General features: G+C 38.3%; 23 protein-coding genes. 17 read left to right on the top strand and 6 right to left on the bottom strand.

Annotation, left to right across the window (positions count from 1 at the left end):
* Positions 1-85 precede the first annotated feature (85 nt).
* From cmk to pyrF, 6 genes are all read left to right on the top strand, one after another.
* A complete protein-coding gene (cmk, locus tag Q4489_RS07995) occupies positions 86-781 on the top strand; it encodes a (d)CMP kinase (RefSeq protein WP_074499301.1) in 696 nt (231 codons plus the stop codon).
* A gap of 112 nt (positions 782-893) precedes the next feature.
* Positions 894-2,555: a 30S ribosomal protein S1 gene (gene rpsA, locus Q4489_RS07990; RefSeq protein WP_303478804.1), complete on the top strand. Its 1,662-nt coding sequence runs from the start codon at positions 894-896 to the stop codon at positions 2,553-2,555.
* A gap of 81 nt (positions 2,556-2,636) precedes the next feature.
* On the top strand, positions 2,637-2,924 hold the full coding sequence (gene ihfB / locus Q4489_RS07985) for an integration host factor subunit beta (protein ID WP_074499302.1): 288 nt from the start codon (positions 2,637-2,639) through the stop codon (positions 2,922-2,924).
* Between the two features lie 84 nt (positions 2,925-3,008).
* Positions 3,009-3,251: a LapA family protein gene (locus Q4489_RS07980; protein WP_303478803.1), complete on the top strand. Its 243-nt coding sequence runs from the start codon at positions 3,009-3,011 to the stop codon at positions 3,249-3,251.
* 15 nt (positions 3,252-3,266) lie between these two features.
* Positions 3,267-4,436, top strand: a complete 1,170-nt coding sequence (lapB, locus tag Q4489_RS07975; protein WP_303478800.1) for a lipopolysaccharide assembly protein LapB — start codon at positions 3,267-3,269, stop codon at positions 4,434-4,436.
* A 212-nt stretch (positions 4,437-4,648) separates the two neighbouring features.
* Positions 4,649-5,356, top strand: a complete 708-nt coding sequence (gene pyrF, locus Q4489_RS07970; protein WP_303478798.1) for an orotidine-5'-phosphate decarboxylase — start codon at positions 4,649-4,651, stop codon at positions 5,354-5,356.
* 72 nt (positions 5,357-5,428) lie between these two features.
* Here pyrF and Q4489_RS07965 read toward each other — a convergent pair whose 3' ends face one another.
* From Q4489_RS07965 to Q4489_RS07945, 5 genes are read right to left on the bottom strand one after another with little or no spacing between them, the layout of a single operon-like run.
* Complete coding sequence (locus tag Q4489_RS07965; protein WP_303478796.1) at positions 5,429-6,784, bottom strand: DUF3526 domain-containing protein; 1,356 nt, start codon at positions 6,782-6,784, stop codon at positions 5,429-5,431.
* The gene (locus Q4489_RS07960) at positions 6,771-8,207 is read right to left on the bottom strand and encodes a DUF3526 domain-containing protein (RefSeq protein WP_303478793.1); all 1,437 of its coding nucleotides are present in this window, start codon (positions 8,205-8,207) and stop codon (positions 6,771-6,773) included. Before Q4489_RS07960 ends, Q4489_RS07965 begins: the two co-directional genes overlap by 14 nt.
* 11 nt (positions 8,208-8,218) lie before the next feature.
* The gene (locus Q4489_RS07955; protein ID WP_303478791.1) at positions 8,219-8,953 is read right to left on the bottom strand and encodes an ABC transporter ATP-binding protein; all 735 of its coding nucleotides are present in this window, start codon (positions 8,951-8,953) and stop codon (positions 8,219-8,221) included.
* 15 nt (positions 8,954-8,968) lie between these two features.
* Entirely contained in the window at positions 8,969-11,020 is a 2,052-nt protein-coding gene (locus Q4489_RS07950) for a TonB-dependent siderophore receptor (protein WP_303478789.1), read from the bottom strand.
* 16 nt (positions 11,021-11,036) lie between these two features.
* A complete protein-coding gene (locus Q4489_RS07945; RefSeq protein ID WP_303478787.1) occupies positions 11,037-13,298 on the bottom strand; it encodes a TonB-dependent siderophore receptor in 2,262 nt (753 codons plus the stop codon).
* Between the two features lie 301 nt (positions 13,299-13,599).
* Between Q4489_RS07945 and Q4489_RS07940 the strand changes: the two genes are divergently transcribed.
* Positions 13,600-14,790 (top strand): DUF418 domain-containing protein, encoded by a 1,191-nt coding sequence (locus Q4489_RS07940; RefSeq protein WP_303478784.1) that lies wholly within the window; start codon positions 13,600-13,602, stop codon positions 14,788-14,790.
* Between the two features lie 33 nt (positions 14,791-14,823).
* Here Q4489_RS07940 and Q4489_RS07935 read toward each other — a convergent pair whose 3' ends face one another.
* Entirely contained in the window at positions 14,824-15,423 is a 600-nt protein-coding gene (locus Q4489_RS07935; protein WP_303478782.1) for a nucleoside triphosphate pyrophosphatase, read from the bottom strand.
* 118 nt (positions 15,424-15,541) lie between these two features.
* Between Q4489_RS07935 and yceD the strand changes: the two genes are divergently transcribed.
* The 10 genes from yceD (at position 15,542) to Q4489_RS07885 (ending at position 25,010) form a co-directional block, all read left to right on the top strand.
* The gene (yceD, locus tag Q4489_RS07930; protein ID WP_074499313.1) at positions 15,542-16,054 is read left to right on the top strand and encodes a 23S rRNA accumulation protein YceD; all 513 of its coding nucleotides are present in this window, start codon (positions 15,542-15,544) and stop codon (positions 16,052-16,054) included.
* A 24-nt stretch (positions 16,055-16,078) separates the two neighbouring features.
* Positions 16,079-16,249: a 50S ribosomal protein L32 gene (rpmF, locus tag Q4489_RS07925; protein WP_074499314.1), complete on the top strand. Its 171-nt coding sequence runs from the start codon at positions 16,079-16,081 to the stop codon at positions 16,247-16,249.
* An 11-nt stretch (positions 16,250-16,260) separates the two neighbouring features.
* Positions 16,261-17,295 (top strand): phosphate acyltransferase PlsX, encoded by a 1,035-nt coding sequence (gene plsX / locus Q4489_RS07920; RefSeq protein WP_303478778.1) that lies wholly within the window; start codon positions 16,261-16,263, stop codon positions 17,293-17,295.
* A gap of 55 nt (positions 17,296-17,350) precedes the next feature.
* Positions 17,351-18,286, top strand: coding sequence for an ACP S-malonyltransferase (gene fabD / locus Q4489_RS07915; RefSeq protein ID WP_303478776.1), 936 nt, complete (start codon positions 17,351-17,353; stop codon positions 18,284-18,286).
* A gap of 8 nt (positions 18,287-18,294) precedes the next feature.
* Entirely contained in the window at positions 18,295-19,029 is a 735-nt protein-coding gene (fabG, locus tag Q4489_RS07910; RefSeq protein WP_074499316.1) for a 3-oxoacyl-ACP reductase FabG, read from the top strand.
* Between the two features lie 169 nt (positions 19,030-19,198).
* Entirely contained in the window at positions 19,199-19,432 is a 234-nt protein-coding gene (acpP, locus tag Q4489_RS07905; protein ID WP_074499317.1) for an acyl carrier protein, read from the top strand.
* A gap of 119 nt (positions 19,433-19,551) precedes the next feature.
* Positions 19,552-20,787: a beta-ketoacyl-ACP synthase II gene (gene fabF, locus Q4489_RS07900; RefSeq protein ID WP_303478774.1), complete on the top strand. Its 1,236-nt coding sequence runs from the start codon at positions 19,552-19,554 to the stop codon at positions 20,785-20,787.
* Positions 20,788-20,863: 76 nt separating this feature from the next.
* Positions 20,864-21,664, top strand: a complete 801-nt coding sequence (gene pabC / locus Q4489_RS07895) for an aminodeoxychorismate lyase (RefSeq protein ID WP_303478772.1) — start codon at positions 20,864-20,866, stop codon at positions 21,662-21,664.
* Positions 21,652-22,689, top strand: coding sequence for an endolytic transglycosylase MltG (gene mltG, locus Q4489_RS07890; RefSeq protein WP_303478770.1), 1,038 nt, complete (start codon positions 21,652-21,654; stop codon positions 22,687-22,689). Before pabC ends, mltG begins: the two co-directional genes overlap by 13 nt.
* A 374-nt stretch (positions 22,690-23,063) precedes the next feature.
* Positions 23,064-25,010 (top strand): M60 family metallopeptidase, encoded by a 1,947-nt coding sequence (locus tag Q4489_RS07885; RefSeq protein ID WP_303478767.1) that lies wholly within the window; start codon positions 23,064-23,066, stop codon positions 25,008-25,010.
* Positions 25,011-25,207 lie beyond the last annotated feature (197 nt).

Genomic DNA, 25,207 nt, shown 5'->3' with positions numbered 1-25,207 from the left:
TCTGTAAAATTTCGTATTTTTTACGCGATTTTACGCGGTAAATCTCGTATACTTCTGCCGATTTTCGACATTAGGAGAAAAATGTATGCAGGAAAGCATCCCAGTGATCACAATTGATGGCCCTAGTGGTGCTGGTAAAGGAACTGCAGCACGCTTAGTCGCTGAACAGTTAGGTTGGCATTTACTTGATAGTGGTGCTATTTATCGTGTTCTAGCCGTAGCAACACAATATCATCACCTTGATATTAGTGATGAAGAGGCACTTATTCCTATTGCAGCACACTTAGATGTACAATTTGACATTAGTAGTGAAGAGCAAAGCAAAGTTATTTTAGAAGGCGAAGATGTAACTGACACTATTCGTACGGAAGAAATTGGCGCTATTGCTTCAAAAGTTGCAGCATTTCCACGTGTTAGAGAAGCGTTATTAAGGCGACAACGTGCATTTCGCGTCTCTCCTGGTTTAGTTGCTGATGGCCGAGATATGGGCACCGTTGTTTTTATTGATGCGCCAGTTAAAGTGTTTTTAACGGCAAGTGCAGAGGAACGCGCACATCGTAGATATAATCAGTTGAAAGACAAAGGCTATGATGTTAAAATCGGGCGCCTTTTGGATGACATACGTCAGCGTGATGAGCGAGATCAGAACCGTTCAGTTGCGCCACTCGTGCCTGCTAAAGGGGCATTTGTTATTGATTCTACTGAACTTTCTATAGATCAGGTTGTCGATAAAATACTTTCATTTACGAATGAAAAATTAACACAATCATCAGAGCTTTAATAATAAAGCTTTGATGAAGCTGCCTAAAAGTATGGATGCTTAAGGCGTTTTTAATAACCCCATGACACATGAATGTGGATTGGATAAATTATATAGAGCTCATATAACTATTATGACTGAAAATTTTGCACAACTTTTTGAAGAAAGTTTAAAAGAAATCGAAACACGCCCAGGTTCAATTATCAAAGGAACCGTAGTAGCTATCAACAAAGACAACGTTTTAGTTGATGCTGGCCTAAAATCTGAATCTGTTATTTCAATTGACCAATTTAAAAGCTCAACAGGTGAAGTTGAAATTAACGTTGGCGATGAAGTTGATGTTGCATTAGATGCAACAGATGATGGTTTCGGTGAAACAATTCTTTCTCGTGAAAAAGCAAAACGTCACGAAGCTTGGCAAGTTCTTGAAAAAGCTTACGAAGAAAAAGAAACTGTTATCGGTGTTATCAACGGTAAAGTTAAAGGTGGTTTCACGGTTGAAGTTAGCAACATTCGTGCTTTCTTACCGGGTTCATTAGTAGATGTACGCCCAGTTCGCGACACTGCTCACCTTGAAGGTAAAGATTTAGAATTCAAAGTTATTAAGCTTGACCAAAAGCGTAATAACGTTGTTGTATCTCGTCGTGCTGTTATCGAATCAGAAAGCAGTGTTGAGCGTGATGCACTTCTTGAGTCACTTGCTGAAGGTATCGAAGTTAAAGGTATCGTTAAGAACCTTACAGACTACGGTGCATTTGTTGACTTAGGTGGCATTGACGGTCTTTTACATATCACTGACATGGCTTGGAAGCGCGTTAAGCACCCAAGTGAAATCGTAAATGTTGGTGACGAGATCCAAGTTAAAGTATTAAAATTTGATCGCGAACGCACTCGTGTTTCATTAGGTATGAAGCAACTTGGCGAAGATCCATGGGTAGCAATTGCTAACCGTTACCCAGAAGGTTCTAAACTTTCTGGTCGCGTAACAAACTTAACAGACTACGGTTGTTTCGTTGAAATCCAAGAAGGCGTAGAAGGTTTAGTTCACGTTTCTGAAATGGATTGGACTAATAAAAACATCCACCCATCTAAAGTAGTTAATTTAGGTGATACTGTTGAAGTAATGGTATTAGAAATTGACGAAGAACGTCGTCGTATTTCTCTTGGTCTTAAGCAATGTGTTCCAAATCCTTGGGAAGAATTTGCTAAGAACTTCAGCAAAGGCGATAAAGTATCTGGTAAGATCAAGTCTATTACTGACTTCGGTATCTTTATCGGTCTTGACGGTGGCATTGACGGTCTTGTTCACTTATCTGATATTTCATGGAATGGCGGTGATGAAGCTGTTCGTGAATATAAGAAAGGTGATGAAATCTCAGCTGTTGTACTTCAAGTTGACCCAGAGCGCGAACGTATTTCATTAGGCGTTAAGCAAACTGAAGACGATCCTTTCAATATGTATCTGACAGATAACAAAAAAGGTGCTATTGTAAAAGGTAAAGTAGTTGAAGTTGACGCAAAAGGTGCTAAAGTTGAATTAGCAGAAGGCGTTGAAGGTTACTTACGTGTTTCTGATATTTCACGTGACCGCATTGAAGATGCAACTACTGAATTATCTGTTGGTGATGACGTTGAAACTAAGTTCATGGGTGTAGATCGCAAGAACCGCACTATTAGCTTATCAATTAAAGCGAAAGATCAAGCAGACGAGCGTGAAGCTATGGATAACTTAAACCAACCAGATGAAACAGGTTTAAGTGCAATGGCTGAAGCGTTTAAAAACGCTAAGAGCTAATATTAACCGGTAATATGGAGAGAAAACTTCTCTCCATTTTGTTACCTTTGTCGTGATGTTGGATGGACACTGGAGGGTCGAATGACCAAATCAGAACTCATTGAAAAGTTAGCTGATAAATTAAATCACTTATCAGCAAAAGATGTCGAACAAGCTATTAAAGAAGTTCTTGAGATGATGGCGCAAACTTTATCAAAAGGCGAGCGTATCGAAATTAGAGGTTTTGGTAGTTTTTCGTTGCATTACCGAGCACCACGCGTTGGTAGGAACCCAAAAACTGGTGAATCTGTTGATTTGGCCGGAAAATATGTTCCGCATTTCAAACCCGGTAAAGAATTACGCGAACGCGTAAATGCTTCAATAGCATAGCATTAAAAAATTGAAGAAACGGCATGCATTAGCATGCCGTTTTTGTTTTAATAAGATTAAATAGCTTGAATAGGATCATAGCCTGTGCGCTTATATATCACTGTAATTTTTATTGTCTTGCTTTTACTCATAGCGTTCGTTTTTGGCAGTCAAAATAATCAAGACATTACCCTGAATTATTTAATTGCAAAACAAGAAATGACTGTTGCTACAGCGGTTAGTTTATTTACTGTTATCGGCTTTTTCATTGGTACTTTATTTTCTGTGCTATGGAAGTTAACCATGGCAATGAGAAAACGTCGTAAACACGTTGAGCAAATAAAGTAAGGCTATTATTTACTAATGTTGGAACTTTTATTCCTTTTATTACCTGTTGCGATGGGCTATGGCTGGTTCATGGGGCGCAATAGTGTCAAACAAAGTCAACAGACAGCAAAACAAGATCTTTCGATAAAGTATTCCACAGGTTTAAATTATCTGTTGTCTAACCAACAAGATAAAGCAATAGAATACTTATTAGAAACCCTTACATTAGAAGATGATACTGTTGAAGCACACTTTGCCATGGCGAACTTATTTCGCAAGCGGGGTGAATTAGACAGGGCGCTTAAAGTACATGAACATTTAGTTCGTCAAAAACACTTACCGACAAAGGCAAAGCAACAAGCAGCCTATGAGCTTGGTAAAGACTTTTTAAGTGCTGGTTTATATGATCGCGCTGAGTCAATGTTTCATGGCCTATTAAAAACCAAAGCGTTTGGTCTTAAATCACTAAATTATCTGTTGCAAATTTACCAGTCTACCAATGATTGGCAGCAAGGTATCGCGTTAAAAAAAGTCATTGTAAAGTCAAAAGATAAGAAGCTACTTCATGTGTTGGCAAATTTTTATTGTGAACTAGCTACCGTTGCCTTAGATAATGATCAATTTATTGATGTGATAGAACTGTTGGAAGAAGCGCTAAAATATGATGAAAATTCATGTCGTGCAAACTGGTTACTCGCACAAATATATGAAAAACATCAGCAGTATAATGAAGCTTGCCAATGTTACAAGGCAATCTACGGTCAAGATAGTGAGTTTTTCCCTGATGTTATTGATAGAATGTATCATTGCTTTAAAGAGCTAGGGGAGTTAGATAATTTTTATAGCTTTATTAAAAAAGTCTACGATGAAACGGGTTCAAGTAGTGCATTAATTGAATATCTTTCATATATCGAACAAAAGCATAGTAATAAAAAAGCGCAAGATTTCTTACTGACAGCGCTAAAACGTCGACCAACGATCAAAGGGTTTAAGCATTTTATTAAAATGCAAATGCAAGACAAATCTGCTGAAAATGATTCTGAATCGTTGGAGATGATCAAACAACTTATCTCTGCCTATTTAAACGTTAAACAACGTTATAATTGCCGTACATGCGGTTTTAATAGCAGTACTCATTATTGGTCTTGTCCTTCCTGTCATGACTGGGAACAACTCAAACCAGTACGTGGTCTAGAAGGGGAATAACTTCAACTTTCTTTATTAAATTGAATGTTATCTATATCAATGGTGCTCATTTATAGTGATAAACTGCGCGCCATTTCTTTGCTAAATTCTCGTTTAATTTTGAAAATTAGCATGTAGTTTTTCTATTTTTTATTATTTAGTCCTTTAAAGCTATTTTTTTAATTAATGCTTTTGCGGTAAAATACTTCCAAGTTTATTTTAAGGAAAATTCTATGAGTCATGCAAAAGTTGTAGTTGCATTAGATTTTAATAATCAGGCCGATGCATTAGCGTTTGTTGATAGTATTGACCCAACAACATGTCGACTAAAAGTAGGCAAAGAAATGTTTACTTACTTTGGACCAGAGTTTGTAAAAACATTGGTTGCTAAAGGCTTTGATGTATTCTTAGATCTTAAATTTCATGATATTCCTAATACTGTTGCAAAAGCAGTAACCGCAGCGGCTGAGTTGGGCGTATGGATGGTTAATGTTCACACTTCTGGTGGCCTAACCATGATGCAAAAAGCAAAGGAAGCATTATTGCCCTATGGTGATAAAGCGCCTTTACTTATTGGTGTTACGGTACTGACTAGTATGAGCCAAGATGACTTATTGACCCTTGGTATTAATAAAACGCCTGCTGAACAAGTGCAATTTTTAGCGCAGCTTGCAAAACAAGCAGGGCTTGATGGCGTAGTTTGTTCGGCTCAAGAAGCTAAATTACTGAAAAAACAACTGGGTCAAAACTTTGCTTTAGTGACACCTGGCATTCGTCCAAAAGGTGCAGCAAGTGATGATCAACAACGTATCGTGACGCCTGAACAAGCAGTAGCAGATGGTGTTGATTATCTAGTCATTGGGCGACCAATTACGAAATCAGAGCAACCTACAGAAGTATTAAACGCAATTAATGCATCAATTAGCGAAGTTAATCAGTAAAAGCGTTAATCAATGAAAAAAATAAAGGGGCTAAATGTTAACATTTAGCCCCTTTATTAATGAATTTCAGGATTAATATTCAGGTAATTTTTTACGTTGCCAATCAAAGAAGATTAACAGCACTAAAATTAATACGACGAGTTTGAGTAAACCTGACCAGTTCACGCTCTGTACTTGCTGGCTATGATACCGAGGAAACTGCGGTAAGCTGTGCTGATTCATTTTATTATCAGTATATAAATGCTGATATAAATACTCACGAATTTCCTGATGATAGTTATCAATACTTTTAAGGTAGTGTAAATAACTTTCACCGTCGCTTCCGGCAAGGTGATTGACATTCAGCTGTAATTGTAGACTAGGTGATAACCAACTTAAGGCTTTTAACGTCTCGAATCGACTTTCTGATTGTTGCAAATATTGCTGCCATTGATGATTTACTTGTACATCACTAAGGTGTTGTTGTGCGTAATACCATGGCCAAGAGCCACTCGCCTCAGGAAGTTCAAAGTTCTGGTATTGTGGATACAGCTGAATAAATTGTTGAAAGGCTTTTTGTGGCGGAGCATCCCAACCATTATTCATTATCATTCGTTGTTCGAGTGTTGCCGCAAGTGCAGGGTGGTCTTGATACTGATGATTTAAATACAATTGTATACTTGCAGGCAGTAATATGGTTATCGTTAACCAAACGGAGACAAATGAGAAGGTATTAAATACCGAGTTTTTACCTAAACATATGATCAGGGCAATCACTAAACTCCAAAAAGAAATATACAAGGCTAGCGCGCAAATTAACCACCAGAAAATTTCATTGAGATTAAGGTTTAACCAGAGCACTGCTAATACGAGTAAGCTATAACTAAGCCCTAATACCAACAAACCGCAAAGTATTAATCGCCGCCAGATCAATCCGGTCCCCGCTTTAACTAAAGAATTAAGTATTCGCCACCGGTTTGCTTGTCGTTCATCACTTAATGTTGTTACCGCTAACGCTCCCAGTAATAAAGGCATTAAATATATGAACACAAAACCTAAATCTAAGCGACCCGCTTTTTGTTGGTTTGGGTTTAACATTTCTTGGGTATAAATCTGTCCTTGTAATGCTAACGCTCTAACTGGCATATCAGCATAGGCGGTTTGACTTTGGCCTATGAATAAAGCTGACCAAGGTGACAACTGCCACTGTGTTGCTCCAAATAAGTAATAACCTAAATGCCCAGCGGTGGGTAGCGGCGCTTGTTTTTGATATTGGGTCAGTGTTTGTTCAAACTTTGACTGGCTTTGGGCCTGCGCTTGTTGTTGCTGTTGTAATGCATTCTCACCGAATTTAATCGCGAATAACGCACATGTGATCACTAACAAAAGTGTCATTCTTGTAACAACGCTCGATAATAAGAGTTTAACTTCAAATTTAAGCCAATGCATAAATCCTCCGACGTAAGATTTTGCTAAATAACACACCACCAATGAGAACAAAGCAGAGTAATGGCATAAACCAAACTTGCTTAAATGGTGCTAATGAGAAAGAGAGTGACGGTACTTGATATTCAAAACGTTCAAAGTCTTGCCAGTGGGTTGAATCAGCTTTAGATGAACTATCATGTTCACGTTCGATATGTTCAGCATGTATTTTATTGAGCTGTGAAATTCTAGCAAAGCGATGAGCTTCTGTTTGCTGTTCAAAGTCATAAAAGTGCCACACATCAGTTGCAGATAGTGCCATTGATATATCACGTACTAATAAGTAGGGATTGATCCAATACCAGCTAGCGATCATTGATTGTTGCTTACGTAACTGTTCAACTTGCTGTTGATACAATCGCGTATAAATTTCAGAGCTAATACGTTCGCCTTCTTGAATAACCAGTGCTTTATAATTAACGGGCAATTCTTCTATATGGTTTACACCGTATTGTGCTAATACTTTTGTCTTGAAATCGTTAAAGTGTGGATCGTCTGGATTATGGCTATCACCTACTTGGTTTATTGCTTGTTTAATTTGTTGATTAAACGCATTTCGGCTGAGTTGAGGGTAGCTTTCACCCGCAATATCCGCTAGTAGGCGAGGGCTTATAATGGTTAATAAAAACCAAATGGCGATCAAAATATTAAGGGCTTGAGATGAGTATTTTACCACACTAGAAATGACTAAAATTAACCCTATCCAAAAACTACAATACGCCAGATATAGCACGAACAATGTAAAAATACGCAGCAATGTATCGACATTAAAGCCAAGGCCACTAAAGGCAATTAAACCAAACGTGCAGATAAAAGTGGGAAAGATAAATAAAATAGACACAACAAAGTACGCTAACCCTTTACCAATGAGTAAGCGTGTCAAAGGGATATTCATCGATAGAAGCTGGCGTAGTGTGCCTGTTTCTCGTTCAGTTACCATGCTGTTATAAGCAAGTGCTATCAGTAATAAGGGCCAACATAACAATAAAATATTAGCGACAGACAACTCTGAGAACCTTAGTAGCACATCACTGTCTTGGATATTGGCAAAATTAGCACTGTTTTGTTTATGGGCTTCTATGTATATGGCATTACCAACAAAATGGTTAACGCCATTATCAAAAAAGCTTAAGGAACTTGGTGGTCGAAAGGTAAAATGTCCAAAATGAGCAACGCGGTGAGGGTGACGTTCAGGTTGCTGTTGCCATTGCTGTTCAACGATTGTTTGAGCACTTTGTTGTTGATTTAGCGTATGTGTAAATTGTCCCCAAGCGGTTAGTAAGGCAATGAATAATAGAATTTGCATCGTGATAAACAATAAAGTCAGTAGATCACTACGACGTTTTTGTTGCCACTCATGGATAAAAATAGCGCGAATTTGTTTCATCGTTTCACCTACTATGCACTTAAATTAATGGGTTGAGGATAAATGGCTTGTTGGTAGCGTTGATGAAGCGGAGCGCTAGCAAGATCTTTTTGACTAAACTGATCTATAACTTGTCCTTGCTTTAGAATGGCAAATTTATCGCCTAATTTAGTACTACATTCAAGATCATGAGTAACCATTAACACTGCGGCACCTTGTTGTGCAAGGTTATCTATTATATGGATAAACTCTTGTGTGGCACTAGGGTCTAGCCCAGAGGTTGGTTCGTCTAACAGTAATAGCTTTGCTTGGCGTAAGATAGCAAATGCGATACCGACTTTTTGTCGCATACCTTTTGAATAATCTTTTAGCGGCTTATGCCACATATTTTTAGCAAGGCCTGTTTGTGTTAATGCTTGCTCAAATTGCACGCGCGCTGGTTTAATGCCACTTAAGTTCGCTAAATATTCAAGATTTTCCAGGGCATTAAACTGCGGATATAAATTTACTTGTTCTGGGATATAAGCAATTTTATCTCTCGCTGTAGCAAGTGAGTGTTTTTGATTAACATCCACCAGTTGCTCATCAATGTAGATGTGTCCGCTGTCTGGTTTTAAAAATCCAAGTAAAAGGTTGAGCGTTGTACTTTTACCGGCACCATTACTACCAAGTAGACAATAAATTTCACCCGGTTTAATGTTTAATGAAAGTTGTTGCAAAGCATAGTTGTCATTAAATGTTTTGGTTAATTCTTCGATGCGTAACATAGGGTTATCCTTGAATTAAAATGTTTGACTAAAGCTAATGTTAACGGTGGGATCTCGATGACGTTGTGTTATTTGTATTTGTTGTAAGGTATCGCTACGAGAGGGTTGATATAATTTTCGCTGCCATTTCGTTTCGTCATCACCTATATTGCTGATATCAAGTCGGATTTTTAAGTCGTTAAAGGCTATTCCTTCAATATATGCATGCCATCGCCCATATGTGTGAAAATGGCTATATTCATTGACATAAAATTCCTTACTACGTTGGTAGTCTTGATAGCTGATCCCCCAAAATATATTGTGTTGATTTATGTCTTGCCTAAAATCTACAGAAATGTCAGGTGTGGTTAATTCTGTTAACTGACGGTTCTGGTTTGTCACAGGGTCAGTAAAGCTTGAATCAATAAAGTTTGCTTGAAATGCTATTTGTGCTCCTTTGAACCATTGATTTAGCGGTAAATTTAAAGAAGATGTGATACCTTTTACTTCTGCTTTACCGGCATTACCAAGAGCATAGTCTCCTGAAGGTAAAATGATGTGTTCTAATACATGTTGCCGCCATTCATAATACAGTGCTATTGAGAATGCGCCTTTTTCAGCAAATCGCTGATCAAAAGCTAGGGTGGCTTTTGTTTTTGTTTCAGGACGTAGGCGAGGATTACCTGAAATTTCACGATCATTAACTAAATCAGCACTGGCGGCAAAATCACTAAAATCAAGTTGACCAACTGAGCGACGTAAACTAATTCGATATTGGCGGTTTTTATCACTGTTATAAGCGAGCGCAAGTGAGGGTTTTAAAAAGAATAAAGATTGTTCATCGCTATTATCGCCAGTCACGTTAAGTTGAGAGTATTCTGCCGCAATACCGGTATCTAATACTAATTTTTGCCATTGCCAGTTAAGGTTAGCAAAGGCTTCACCTCGTATTTCTTTAGCCTGTGAATAACGGTTACTCGTAAACGGTGATGCTAATAAATTTTGTCGTTCAAGTGTCAACCAACTTTCTAAATTACTGAAGGCGACTTCTAGCCCATATTCCTGCTGTTTTAGCATGTCTTGTTTTCCACCTGCTCTACTAAATACATTACGTAAAACATGTTCAGATTTATGTTCATCAAATCGTAAACTGGTGGCGTTTGTCATATCTTCATTAGGTGGTTGGTCGAATGAAAATGAATTAACAAACCAATTCTGCACGTTGTTAATGTTCAGAATTCGCCATTGCCAGTGAGAGGCAAGGATTTTTTGCCATTCTAGGCCTAATTCACCCGTATAAAATTGGCTATCACGATCATTTTGATATCGATTAATGATTTGACTTTGTTGGGGCTGTGTATAGCTTAAACGTTCGGTATCTGTAACAAATTGGCTCCAACCAACTCTGGCGTTGATACTAAAGGTATGTTGATTGAATTGTTTTTTACTATCTCCTGAAATAAAAATATCGTTTAGCGTACTGGGCCGGGTTTCCTGCTGATAGCTGAGTAGCTCCATTGTGGGGCCATAAATTGAAATGTTAGCATCTCTAGGTGATTTTTGACTGATGGCATTAAACTTAAACGCGCTGTCCCATCCCTTTATGTGGTTAGATAAAACCCATTCAGTACTAGGTGAAAGCTCACCGTTACCTGTTTTTTCAAAGGCAAGTTTCCAGTGTTTAGCTGCGCCTTGCTTTAATTTTACGACATTGGCAACAACGGCTTGACCTGCTGCATCAGAAGAACCAGAAGCACCACGTAAAATTTCTATGTACGCAACTTGTGCAGCGGCAATACGTGAAAGAGTTTCGTTTATTCCGCCTGATTTAGTGGTAGGGCGTCGACCGTCAATCAATACATTACCCGCACCTGTAGCAAAGCCTCGTATATCATCGTCGGTTTCAATTAAGGTAAAACCTGGTAATTGATTCACCATATCTAATGCTGTTAAAGGCGCATACTGATCAAAAAATGTAGCGGAATAAACTTCGTCTTTATACTCAGCAGCTTTTACACTAAACGGAATGTTAGTAGCGCATATAGCAGATAAACTTAGCCAAAATAATGCATGATTGACGTTAAACATAATCGCTCCTTTGCTATTAGAATTGGTAATCAAACATCACACGTACATTACGTGGTGCACCGATTAATAATTCATTCGCATAAATAAAGCCTGGACTGTCTTGATGTAAATAAAACACATCAGACCAAGGTGCATAAGCTTTATCAAAAAGATTGTCGATGCGCGCCGTAACTCGATAGTTGTCGCCTTTATAAGAAGCAAAAACATTGGTTAAGGTATAGGCTTTTAAGGTAACGGTATTAGGATTGTCGCCATATCGGTCATCAACATAATGTATTGATGCCCCAACTTCTATAGGTAAGTTGGCGATGTTATCGTAACTAGAATAAATATTAGCCGTTAGCTCAGGTACATTAGGCGGGGTGTTTCCTGCGAATAATTCAACATTTGCAGAACGTTCAAAGGTAGCTTCTGTGTAGGCAGCATTCGCGCCGAGTCGCCAATTGTCACTTAATAATAATGAGGTTGATGCTTCGATACCTTTTGAGCTTCGACCTCCAACATTAGTCACACTATCAAGGGCAAATCGTTCAAAAATATCATCACGTTCAATGTTAAAATAAGCAAGGGTGGTTTCTGCTTTGCCTTGCATCCAGCTTGCTTTTAAACCAACTTCAAATTGAGTTGCGTCAGTTAAGTCAAAATTTTGATTGTTATTGACTAAAAAAATATTCGAATTGATAGGATCTTTAGCATTGCTATATTGACCATACAGTACGGTATCATCTGTGAGTTTATAAACACTGCCAATACGCCAACTTATCCAGTTATAATCTCGCTTAAAACCACTGTTTTCATTTTCACCTTCAGCATTAAAGTTTTCTCTGTTAAGTTTTAATGTTTCATAACGAGCACCTGTAACAAGGCTTAATTTATCGGTAAGTTGTAATGCATTACCAAAGAACAATGCGCGTGTTGTCATGTCTGTTGGACTAACACCACGTAACTCTCGCTGACCATAAATGCCAGGTTGTGGATTATAAGGATCAAGAGCATCTGCAGGCGTTTGCTCAACTTGTCTACGGAAGCCACGAGATCTAATAAAGTCTAATGATGTGGTTTCAAAGCCAGTGACAAAACGACTTTCTATTTCGCCAAACGTCGAATTTACATTTAAGGTAATTCGGTTGCCTAAAACGTCTTGCTCATGATCTAAAATAAAATAACCATAATAGCGCTGTACCTCACCGTAATTGTTACAGGTACCGACTACTTCAGTACAATAAACATAACCTTCTGCATTTTGCCAGGCGCGCGAAGCATCAAATTTAAACAGGGTATACTGTAATCGCATATCTTCATTGATGTGATAGTCTGCATCTAACCTTAAGAACAATTGATCTGATTTTGCGTATGCGTCTGCAACATTATAATTGTTATATCGCATGGCACCATCAAGTACTTCACCGCGTCCCGTTTCAATAATGCCTAACGGATCTTTAGCATCATTTGCTGGTACTAAAGGCGTTCCGTAATAACTCCCCACATCATCCTCTAAATAATCGGCACTAAATTTCAAGGAAAGTTTGTCACTTGCTTGCCATAAAAGACTGGTGGTGAAGTTATTTGATTCTGAGTTGGTGTTATCAACGTAACCGTCACTAGCATATCGGCTTACATCGAAGGTGTACCATAGGTTTTCATCCAATTCACCTTGACTACCTAACCCTAAATGATATGAATTATGGCTGCCATATCCGAGTTGTAAGTTTGTGCCATTGTTCATGCCAGCGTATGCTGTTTTAGTTATCGCATTGACTGTACCTGCTACAGAACCGATACCATTTAACACAGATGCTGGGCCACGCAGTATTTCTACACGTTCAAGGTTAAACGTATTTTGTGGTCGCATCACCATTGTGCTCGGTCCAATCCATAGCCCATCACGCAATACGGTAATTTGTCCTCGACTAAAGCCTCGCATTGAAAATGTTGATGGTGAAGTAGGGTGCTCTCCGGTTACAACACCTGGTAGATTTGCTAATGAATCCGATAACTTTGTATAACCTCGCGCACGCATTAGCTCGGCATCAACAATTTCAATTGTTGCAGGGGTTTCCATTGCACTTAAGCCAAGTCGGCTTGCTGTGCTTGATTCATTATTTAGGCCAAGTGTGCCAACGGGGCTTCCCATGACCACTAATCGTTCGATTTGTTGTTCTTCAACGTCTTCGTTTTTAGCGGTCGTATTCGATACTTGCGCCTGAGTAACAAAAGCTATTGATAGTGCGGTACTTAATGCAGTAAAGCGTGACACATAGCGGTTGATACTATGCATAAAAAATACTCCTAGTAGTATAAGTTAGTTCTTTGTTAATAAAGGTTAAAGGCGATATTGAGTTACTTATCGTTAGGTATGTCGACAAACAGCACATTACAAAATGCAAATGCATTTCAAAAGCCAGCTAAATAATAAAAGTGATGTGTAATAAATTGATCTCGTTATTTATCTTTTAATCTTATTGTAAGTTATGTTATAACATAACGAATAGTGGTTGCAAGATATCAATGAACTATTAACAATGCAATAACAAAGCGTCATGCTTTACATACTAATAATGTAAGAGGAATCAACAAGAATGCTGTTAACTGCACAAGATAGAGTTCACTCGACAAAACGGCGTATCAGGGCGTTAGATACCATGCGCGGCTTTGCATTATGTGGAATTATTTTTGCTAACTTGGTCAGCTTTACTGGTTTTTATTCACTCAGTTTCAATGAAATTCAAGCATTATCGTGGTGGGATCGAGGAGTTCTGTTTGTTATTGATTTTTTAATCGAAGGCAAATTTTATAGTGTTTTTGCTACATTACTTGGTGTTGGTTTTGCCCTTCAATACGCTAAATATAACCGGCAAGATAAAAATTTTACCACCTTTTGGTTAAAACGAATGTTGGTATTGTTTGTGATAGGTTTAAGTCATATGTATTTGATATGGCACGGTGACATTTTAACCCTGTATAGTTTATTAGGTGTTTGCTTGTTGTTTTTTAAAGATATCGACGATACGCGTTTACGCTACTGGATTATTGTATTGTTGTGTGCCCCCCTTGTGATGCATTTATTATTATCGTTAACATCACACTTAACTGGTTGGAATGTATTAACAGATATTGTTTATAGTTTGAGAAAGAACTTAGGTTATCAAGATGTCAGTTTGTTATCTTTACGCACTGCTCAAGAGGCGAAAGATGTGTTTTGGGGCAATATCTTTAGTGCCATTCCACGTCCTATGGCATATTTAAAAACGGGTCGGCCGTTTCAGGTATTAGGGCAATTTTTACTTGGACTGTATTTAGCACGTATTTATTTACGTGGACAAATGAGTGTGCCGTCGAAGTCAAACATTATTGCGTTATTTGTTGTTGGTGCTGGGTTTAGTGCTATTTATGCTTATATTAAAGCAATAACGGGGAGCCCATTTTCTACGGACTTTCTCGGTTTATTTCAAGGCTTGGTTTATCATGTCAGTTGCATCATGATGGCGCTTGCTTATATGGCCTTGCTTTACCGTTTATCGCATAACGGTGTGAGTTTTTCAGGCTTATCGCAGCTTGGCCGTATGGCATTAACCATGTATCTGATGCAAACCACCGTTTGTGTTTTGTTATTTTATGGATATGGCTTTGCGTGGATGGGGAACGTTCCTTTTTATTCGATTATTGTTTTTGGTACGTGCATCATATCAATACAACTTCTATTCGCTCGTTATTGGTTAAAGAATTATCAACTTGGTCCATTAGAATATCTTTGGCGACGATTGACTTAGCTTGTATCGTCGCTACTTTGTTATTGCTTGAGGCTATTCTCTTTGTTCTATGGCTTGTAATACATGAAACCCATGTTTTTCAAATAAATGTATGAGTTTTATTAGTGGCAAACCGACTAAACTGTTTGGATCATCACCAGCTAACTTTTCAAATAAACAGATACCTAACCCTTCGCTTTTAAAGCTTCCTGCACAATTAAGTGGCATTTCTGCATCAACGTAGCGCGCTACATCTGCTTTACTTAATGTTTTAAAGTAAACATGGAAGGGCTCAACTAGCGAGTGACTCTTGCCACTGTCGCTATCCAGTACACATAAGCCAGTATAAAATGTTACACGCTTACCGCTAAAACTCATTAATTGTTTAATAGCATTTTCTTTGGTGTGAGGTTTACCTAATATATGTTCATCGCAAAGAGCAACTTGATCTGAACCAATAACAAGAGCGTTATCATGGTGCTTTGCCACAGCTTGTGCTTTTTCAATCGCGAGTCGTTCCACTAACTGTAAAGCTGATTCATTCGGAAGGGCGGTTTCGTCAATATTAGGCTTATCGCAAATGAAGTGTATTTTTAGTTTATTAAGAATTTCTTTACGAAAGGGTGATGTTGACCCTAAAACTATTTTTTTCATTGAAATGACTCAAAATTTAATCGGTTTCTGCTAATATAAGGGCAATAAAGAATTTTTAAATCAAATTCGCTAATTTTCTTTTGACACACGGCTTGAACGGCTATATCATGCGCGCCTTATGCAGAATCTGAAACTTCCGATCACGATAGATCCCTATAAAAGCGCACAACGTCGGTTAGTGTGTGAAGGCTTTTTTGAGTCGTCGGAAATGAATAGATTGTTGGCTGCGTGCGAAAGCTGTAGTGAACAAATACATGTTAATGTTGCATTCGGAGTGGATGAACTAGGCTTGATAACTATATCAGGCAAAGGGTCGGTTCCTGCTACGTTAACATGTCAGCGGTGTACTGAGTCTTTAGAGTCAACGTTATTAATTGACTTTGTTTTCAGTCCGGTGAAAAATCAGGAAGCTGCTGACGAATTGCCGTCATATTATGACGCAATAGAATTAGATGAAAATGGTGAAGTGAACCTGCGTGAATTAGTTGAAGACGAGTTAATCCTTGCGATTCCACTAATTCCTAGGCATGATCAACAAGACTGTCAGTCTCCGGCTGATAGTGTTTGGGGAAAGTTGCCCGAAGAGCAAGAGAAGCCGAACCCATTTGACGTGTTAAAAAAACTTAAATAATTAATTGATTTTAGGAGTTAGGCAATGGCAGTTCAAAAGAGCAAGAAGTCTCGTTCAAGACGTGGCATGCGCCGTTCACATGACGCATTAACAGCTGAAAATTTATCAGTAGATCCAGTATCAGGTGAAACACACCGTCGTCATCACGTTACCGCTGATGGCTTTTATAAAGGTGTTAAAGTAGTCGCTAAATAGCGAATACTACATTGAGCGATTTAACCATCGCCATCGATGTTATGGGGGGCGATCAAGGCCCCCTTGTAACATTGCCAGCTGCAATGCTTGCCATAGAAAAATCTGCTGATCTTAAGTTGATTTTATGTGGTGACAACACACTTATTTCAAATTTTCTTCAACAGCACCAGCTAGAAGACCACCCTCGATTATCCATTAAACACACAACTGATGTAGTGACAATGGATGAAAAACCCAGTTCAGCATTACGAACCAAAAAAGATTCGTCAATGCGTAAAGCGATTGATTTTGTGCATTCCGGTCAAGCTCATGCATGTGTTAGTGCAGGCAATACAGGCGCACTGTTTTCAATAGCACACTTTGTATTAAAAACACTCTCTACCGTTGAGCGACCAGCACTTATTTCAGCATTACCAACACACCATGATGATAAACATGTTTTTATGCTTGATCTTGGCGCTAATGTTTTCTGTGATTCATCCGTTTTATATCAATTTGGCGTTATGGGCACGGTAATGGCAGAGCAAGTTGAAGGAATTAATAAGCCACGGGTTGCGTTATTAAACATGGGTGTTGAAGAAATTAAAGGTAGCGATCATATTAAAATGGCAGCTACCTTATTAAGTGAGAATCCTGATATTAACTATGTAGGCTTTATTGAAGGTAATGATATTTTTAATAACAAAGCTGATGTTATCGTTTGTGATGGCTTTGTCGGTAATGTCGCCCTAAAAACGTGTGAAGGCGTTGCCCGTTTGGTGTATCAAAAATTAAAAAGTGTGTTATCGCAACATATTTTTGCACGATTACTCGGCCGATTTTTCGCTCCAACCTTAAAAAAACTCTTTAAAGCCCTGAACCCCGACCAGTATAACGGCGCAAGTTTGATAGGATTGCGCGGCATTGTGATTAAAAGTCATGGCAATGCTGGTGTAACTGCGTTTACCAATGCAATTTTTGAAGCAATGAAAGAAGTTGAGCGTCAAGTTCCTGAAAAAATAACTAAAAAACTTGAACATGGTATAACGAATACCCATTTATCATAAACAGATTACATATTAATTGGTTGGAATAACCATTTAAAAGTCAATAGGTAACTCTATGCAACAAAATTTAGCGTTTATTTTCCCGGGACAAGGCTCACAAGCTGTAGGTATGTTAAAAGACTTCGCTGATAATGAGATTATTCAGCAGACCTTTAACGAAGCATCTGAGGCATTAGGTTATAATGTTTGGCAACTTGTTAATGAAGGCCCTGCAGAGAAGTTAAATCAAACTAACCATACACAGCCCGCTTTACTTACTGCAAGTGTGGCACTTTGGCGTTTATGGCAAAGTCAATCTAGCATTAAACCCGCTGTTCTAGCAGGGCATAGTTTAGGTGAATACTCTGCCTTAGTCTGTGCTGGTGTCCTTTCTTTATCAGATGCCGTTAAACTAGTAGAAAAACGTGGTGAATTTATGCAAGCTTCTGTCCCTGAGGGAATTGGAGCAATGTATGCCATTATCGGTTTAGCTGACGATAAAGTGATTGAGGCTTGTCAACAAGCGGCAGAAGGACAAGTCGTTTCTGCGGTTAACTTTAATTCACCAGGCCAAGTGGTTATTGCTGGCCATAAAGAAGCTGTTGAACGTGCAGGTGCACTGTGTAAAGAAGCAGGCGCAAAGCGAGCATTACCGCTACCGGTTAGCGTTCCATCACATTGTGCATTAATGAAAGACGCTGCTGAACAACTTGCTGAACAATTTAAACAAGTTACGTTTAATACCCCTGAAATATCAGTCATTAATAATGTAGACGTGACTGTGGAATCAGATGTAGAAGCCATTAAAACGGCGTTAATTAAACAACTATATAGCCCTGTGCGCTGGACTGAAACCGTAGAAAAATTAGCCCAAGATGGTGTAGAAACTGCGTTAGAAATAGGCCCAGGTAAAGTCTTGCAAGGGTTAGTTAAAAGGATCAATAAATCAATTTCTTGTACTTCAATGAACGATAATGCTTCATTGGAACAAGCAAATAACTTATTACAATAGGAACATATATGTTTTCGTTAGAAGGTCAAGTTGCATTAGTGACAGGCGCTAGTCGTGGTATTGGTAAAGCTATTGCAGAACAACTTAAAGCATTAGGAGCAACCGTAGTAGGTACTGCTACGTCTGAACATGGTGCTGAAAAAATCAGCGAATATTTAGGCGCAGGTCAAGGTTTAGTATTAAATGTTACTGATGATGAATCAATTAGCTCAATGTTTGAAACTATCAAACAAGAATTTGGCGTTATTGATATTTTAGTGAATAATGCAGGTATTACTCGTGATAACTTATTCATGCGAATGAAAGACGATGAATGGAATGATATCATCGATACGAACTTGTCATCGGTATTTAAAATTAGTAAAGCTGTTATGCGTCCTATGATGAAGAAGCGCTTTGGTCGAATCATAAACATTGGATCAGTTGTTGGAACAATGGGTAATGCTGGCCAAGTTAATTACGCCACGGCGAAAGCTGGTTTAATTGGTTTTACTAAATCGTTAGCAAGAGAAGTTGCATCACGTGGTATCACGGTTAATACTGTTTCACCAGGGTTTATCGATACTGACATGACACAAACGCTAACAGACGAACAAAAAGAAGGTATTTTTTCACAAGTACCTGCAAACCGTTTAGGTAAGCCAGAAGAAATAGCTAAATCTGTTGCATTTTTAGCCTCTGATGCTGCAGGATACATAACAGGTGAGACATTACATGTTAATGGCGGCATGTACATGGTTTAAGCAATGTTTATTTAACATATTGATAATATTTAATAAATAAGCATAATAGCATAACTGTCAACAGGTTAGACCAGCAATAAAAGCAAAACGATAAGCTTGCAAGCTAGCCTGTAGGCGAATACACTACACGCAATTTTGAAAAATTGTATTTTCTACTAAAGGAAAAAAAATGAGTACTATCGAAGAACGCGTAAAAAAAATTACTATTGAGCAATTAGGTGTTAGCGAAGATGAAGTAAAAGTTGAAGCTTCTTTCGTAGACGACTTAGGTGCTGATTCATTAGATACAGTAGAATTAGTAATGGCGTTAGAAGAAGAGTTTGATACTGAGATCCCAGACGAAGAAGCAGAGAAAATTACAACTGTTCAAGCTGCGATCGATTACATCACTTCGAACCAGTAATAAGTAAAGTATTCAGGCGGTAATTTTACCGCCTGAATTTTGTTTGATACGCACTGCTGACGTATTAAAAAAACAGCTCACCTTTCAACGATTCAATTCTATCGGAGGCAACTCTTCCCATGCGTCGTGTTGTAGTAACCGGTTTTGGTATGCTTTCCCCACTTGGTAATGATGCTCAAACTACTTGGCAGCATTTACTTGCGGGTAAAAGTGGCATAGATACCATCGAACATTTTGATACTAGCAGCTTTCCCACTAAATTTGCCGGATTAGTGAAGGGCTTTAATGCTGAAGATTATGGTATTACGAAAAAAGATAGCCGCAAAATGGACATATTCATACAATATGGTCTTGCAGCTGGTATCCAAGCCATGGATCACTCAGGGTTAACCGTTACAGAACATAACGCTCACCGCATTGGTGTGGCTGTTGGTTCTGGCATTGGTGGTTTAAGCCTTATCGAAGAAAACCATAGCAAGTATTTACAAGGCGGTGTAAGAAAGCTTTCACCGTTTTTCTGTCCTTCTACTATTTTAAACATGGCAGCAGGCAACTTATCCATTCGTTTAGGCTTGAAAGGGCCAAACATATCTATTGTTACCGCCTGTACTTCTGGTGTCCACAATATTGGCCACGCTGTGCGTATGATCGCCCACGGCGATGCTGATGCAATGATAGCCGGTGGTACTGAAAAAGCATCAACAGAACTTGGTATCGGCGGGTTTTGTTCCGCGAGAGCATTATCAACCCGTAATGACGATCCACAAGGTGCCAGTCGACCTTGGGATAAAGATCGTGATGGTTTTGTGTTAAGTGACGGCGCAGGTATGGTGGTTGTAGAAGAATACGAGCATGCAAAAGCGCGCGGCGCAACAATTTATGCTGAAGTTGTTGGTTTTGGTATGAGTGGCGACGCCTATCATATGACATCACCACCAGCTGATGGTGCAGGGGCCGCTTTAGCTATGACTAATGCCTTGCGTGACGCCGGAATTTCACCTGAGCAAATAGGCTATATTAATGCTCATGGTACTTCTACACCGGCAGGTGATATCGCTGAAACAAATGCTGTAAAAGCAATTTTTGGTGAATATGCCTATAAGACAATGGTTGGTTCAACCAAATCCATGACAGGACATTTATTAGGCGCAGCTGGGGCTGTTGAAACTATTTTTACCGCTCAGTCACTATTTGAGCAAAAAGTAGCACCAACAATTAACCTTGAGAACCCTGATGACGGTTGTGATCTCGATTACATTCGAGATACCGCACGAGACGTTTCACTTGAATATGCACTATGTAATTCATTTGGCTTTGGCGGCACTAATGGTTCATTAGTACTGAAAAGAATTTAGAAAACTTCTTGAATCTCAATGCATAAGCCTGAATACTGTCTATTCGGGCTTTTTTATATCTGATCATAAAAATTTCATGTTGTATTGTTCACTTAATGGTATTCGTACTGAAGACATTTCTATCAAAGATCGAGGTTTAGCATACGGTGATGGGGTGTTTACTACGGCAAAAATTGTTGATGGTACAATCTTATTATTGGCTGAGCATATTGATCGGTTAAAAGAAAGTTGCGCTCGCATTGCGTTATCGAATATTGACTGGCATGCATTAAAAGCTGAGCTTGTAAAACAATCAACAGCTTTTCCTTTAGCGGTATTAAAAGTTATGATCACTGCAGGTACTGGCGGTAGGGGGTATTCACGAATTGGTGTATCAAAGCCCAATGTGATAGTGATGGTGCATGAATTTCCAAAACATTATATCGACTGGCATCAAACAGGCGTTAGCATAGGCATTGCAAAGACTCAATTAGGTATAAACCCTCAGTTAGCAGGTATTAAACATTTAAACCGCTTGGAACAAGTGTTGATCAGAAAGGAACTTGATGAAAGTGACTGGCAAGATTTAATTGTAACTGATGTGCAAAATAATATTGTAGAAACAAGCTGTGCAAATGTGTTTTGGATAAAAAATAATGCTGTTTTTACGCCTGAACTTGGTAGCTCAGGAGTTGCTGGTTTACTGAGAACTCAAGCGATAAGCCAATTTTCTAAAGTTAAGCTTGTTAAAGCACCCATTGATGCTCTGAAAGAGGTTGATGCGATGATTATTTGTAATAGTGTGATGGGGTATGTGCCAGTTGAAAACTTTAACGGGCAAACATTGTCATTGTCAGTGGCTTCTCGTTTTATTGGAAAGTTAGCATGCAATTCGTAAAGTATCTCATCAAGAATAAGTTCATTAACACGATATTTCTGTTGATCTTGCTCAGTGTGGTGAGTATTGCTGGTTTGTTAGGAATGACACAATACAAAATGGAGCGCCTTAACCAGCTTAGCCAAGATACCATGATAGAAGTAGAGCGAGGGATGAGTTTTAATCGTTTTGCTTATCAATTATCAACGTTAGGAATAGTTAAACAAACACTTTGGTTAAAAGTTTACGGTAAACTTAATCCTTCCTTTACACAGATAAAAGCGGGCAATTATTTAATTCGTAATGATCAACGCGTGAAAGATATATTATTGATGGTCAGTCAAGGACAAGAACATCAATTTAGCATCACATTTGTTGAAGGCTCTACACTAGCTCAATGGCTAGTACAGATTGCGAAACATCCTAATATTACAAAAACGCTTGATTACCAAGAAACCACTTCATTGTATCAACAAGTTGCTTCTGCATTAACCCTTGATACAGCGCATCCAGAAGGATTGTTTTTTCCTGAAACGTATGCGTTTACCCACAAAACAAAAGACATAGACTTATTAAAACGTGCTTATCAACAAATGCAAATTCATCTGAATAATGCATGGCAGCAAAAGCAAGGAAACCTACCATACGCTGACCCTTATGAAGCGTTAATCATGGCTTCAATTATTGAAAAGGAAAGTGGACAATATTCAGAACATCAAATTATTGCTTCGGTTTTTGTCAATCGTTTACAAACAAACATGCGCTTGCAAACTGACCCTACGGTGATTTACGGCTTAGCCGATCGATACAAAGGCAATATTACTCGCAAGCATTTAAGAGAGAAAACCCAATACAATACTTATAGAATAAACGGTTTACCTCCTACACCAATTGCAATGCCAGGTAAATCGGCAATTGTAGCCGCAATGCAACCTGCCCAAACAGATTATTATTATTTTGTAAGTGATGGTAACGGTAAGCATATCTTTTCAACGAATTTGAAAGATCACAATCGTGCAGTCGCTAAATATCAATTAGGACAATAACTTACTTTTTAATTTTGTAATCCAGCCGATCAATAGCGACATGCTTAATATGCTTTCATTAGCGTTAAACTATCAGTAATGCCTTTCAATTTTACAAGTATTTAAAAGGCGAACTTTATCATAGTGCGCATTAATAACATTAAGTATTATTAGCAGTAGAAGTTGCCGCTGTATATTTCGTTTTTCTCATATCGCATTTTTCTTTTTATCTTACATTATTGGCATAAACTGCTACTAAAAAGTTGATTATCTGTAGTTCACTTATTGGTTATTGAAGGTTTCTTATTCTTTCAGTTGTTGATCTTTACCTTTCCTTTTGTTACAAAGTGCGGAGCGTTTCGCAATTAATACGCAATTTTGAAAGGGAATAAAAGATGAAAATAACAAAAAATAAGATAAGCTTAGCTTTAATGATGTGCACAAGCGTTGTAGGTGGGTTTTTAATCGGTTGTGGTAGTGGGGGAAGCTCTGAATCAAAACAAGAAACAATTACTGAAGATGTTGTTGAAGTGCCAGACAACACAGAAGAGCCTGAACAATCAACATTGTCATTTGAAAAGCAATTTATTGTAACGGCAGCTGATCCTAATCTGTGTATCGATACTACGGGAGACAATAAAGTTACCTTAACAGGTTGTCAAAACACAAAACCTAGCCAGTTATGGCGCTATGATTTGGCAGATAAATTACTGGTAAATGAATCAACGGATAAATGTGTAACCACCATTGATAGTGCTTTGGCACTTAATACGTGTCAAAGTTCAGCAAACCAACTATGGGTATTTGAGGATAATATTTTCTCACAAGATGGGCACTCTTTTGATGTTAATATGAGTGAGCTAAGCCTTATTGTTTATGCAACTCATGGCGGCATTAACCAGCAATGGTTTGTACCTTCTGTGGCAGCTGCATCGATTGATGAAAGTTATGTGAGTAACTTTCCTATTTCACGTTCCAATAAAAGTGCTTATACCATGGAACAAACCATGGATATCATCAACAGAAGAACCCCAATCGACGAAGCATTACCTTTTCCGCGAGATGTGAGTGAATTTCCTGGTAACGTTTCAGCTGATAAACCACGTATTACGAAGCAAGTCACTTTTAATCGATATTTCTATGAAGATACCACGTCTGATACATTGGATAGACAGCATTGGATTAATACTGGCACCTACGCTGTTGCAGGTGAAATTATTGAAATTGACGTAACAGCAGAAGAAAATGTTGATGAGTTATATGCCATTATTAATGTGCATACCGATGCATTAGGGTTAAATTCGGCCAATGTGGTAGCCGATAATAGCGTCAAACGTTTTCCTAGTGTTTCTACAAAAATTAGATTACACAATGGTAAGAACCAATTACGCAGTCAGTATGGTGGCCAAGTTGTGATCGCATCGAATAAGTCAGATGATAGTGATGTGACAATCAATGTGTCTAATGTTGTCGAAACTACCTATTTTAAACTTGGTCGAGATAGTTTTAGTGACTGGTTATCAATCCGTGATAAAAGTGCGCCTTGGGGAGTACTAGAAGGCGAACATGCGGTACTTGATTTATCTAAAGCTGAATTGCAAAAAGTTGACGATCCCGAACAGTTGTTAAAAACCTTTGATCAGACTGTAACCCTTGTACGCGATCTCGCTGGCTTTGAAGATGATGCAACGGGTGTGCATAAAATGCCAACCTTAAAAGAACGTTTTGTTTCTGATGTTCAAATCACCGCAGGTTTTGCCCATGCAGGTTTTCCAATTATGGCTAGTCCAGGCTGGAATTTATATTCACTAGATACCGCACAAAATAATGGATGGGGTAACTGGCATGAAACTGGGCATAACTACCAGCAGTTCTGTTTATGGAGCAGCCCATTTGGCACAGAATCAACCGTGAATTTATTTTCACTTTATGTACAAGAAAACGTCAATCAACCTTCTAGAATTCAAATAGAAAACAGATACAGCAATGCGATTAATAAATTAAATGATAATTTTTCTTTTACAAACAATGCAGATGTCTGGGATAAATTAGTCTTTTTAATGCAAATTAAACATGCTCTTCCTGATATTGGTTGGGATATGTTTAGACAATTAAATAGACGGTTTAGAGAAATGGATACTGCTCAGCAAGCATCAGTATGCCAAAGTGATGAAGCAAGTTTTAGTATGACGTTTGAATTGCTTAGTGATATTACCGGCTATGACTTAACAACTCATTTTAAAACCTGGGGAGTTAATGTATCTGAAGCCAGTTATCAAAAAATAGCGGATAAAAACTTACCTCAACCACCAGTAGATATTTCACGTGTGAACCCACAGTAAACGAAGAAATATAGAAATATGAACAAGGCACAACATTAGTTGTGCCTTTTTTTTGACATTTAATCCCTAAAATAGTGAAACTGAGCGATGAAGTTATTACAAACAAACGGTAAGGATTAAAAAGCATTAGCTGAATATTTTTCTCGATACGTATATCATGTAATCCATCATTAAAATGAATTTATAATTAAGAGTAA

Source organism: Thalassotalea sp. 1_MG-2023, from assembly GCF_030546745.1.
Classification (GTDB): domain Bacteria; phylum Pseudomonadota; class Gammaproteobacteria; order Enterobacterales; family Alteromonadaceae; genus Thalassotalea_C.
Note: the sequence above shows the minus strand (reverse complement) of the source record. Positions and strands in the feature narration are given on the sequence as shown.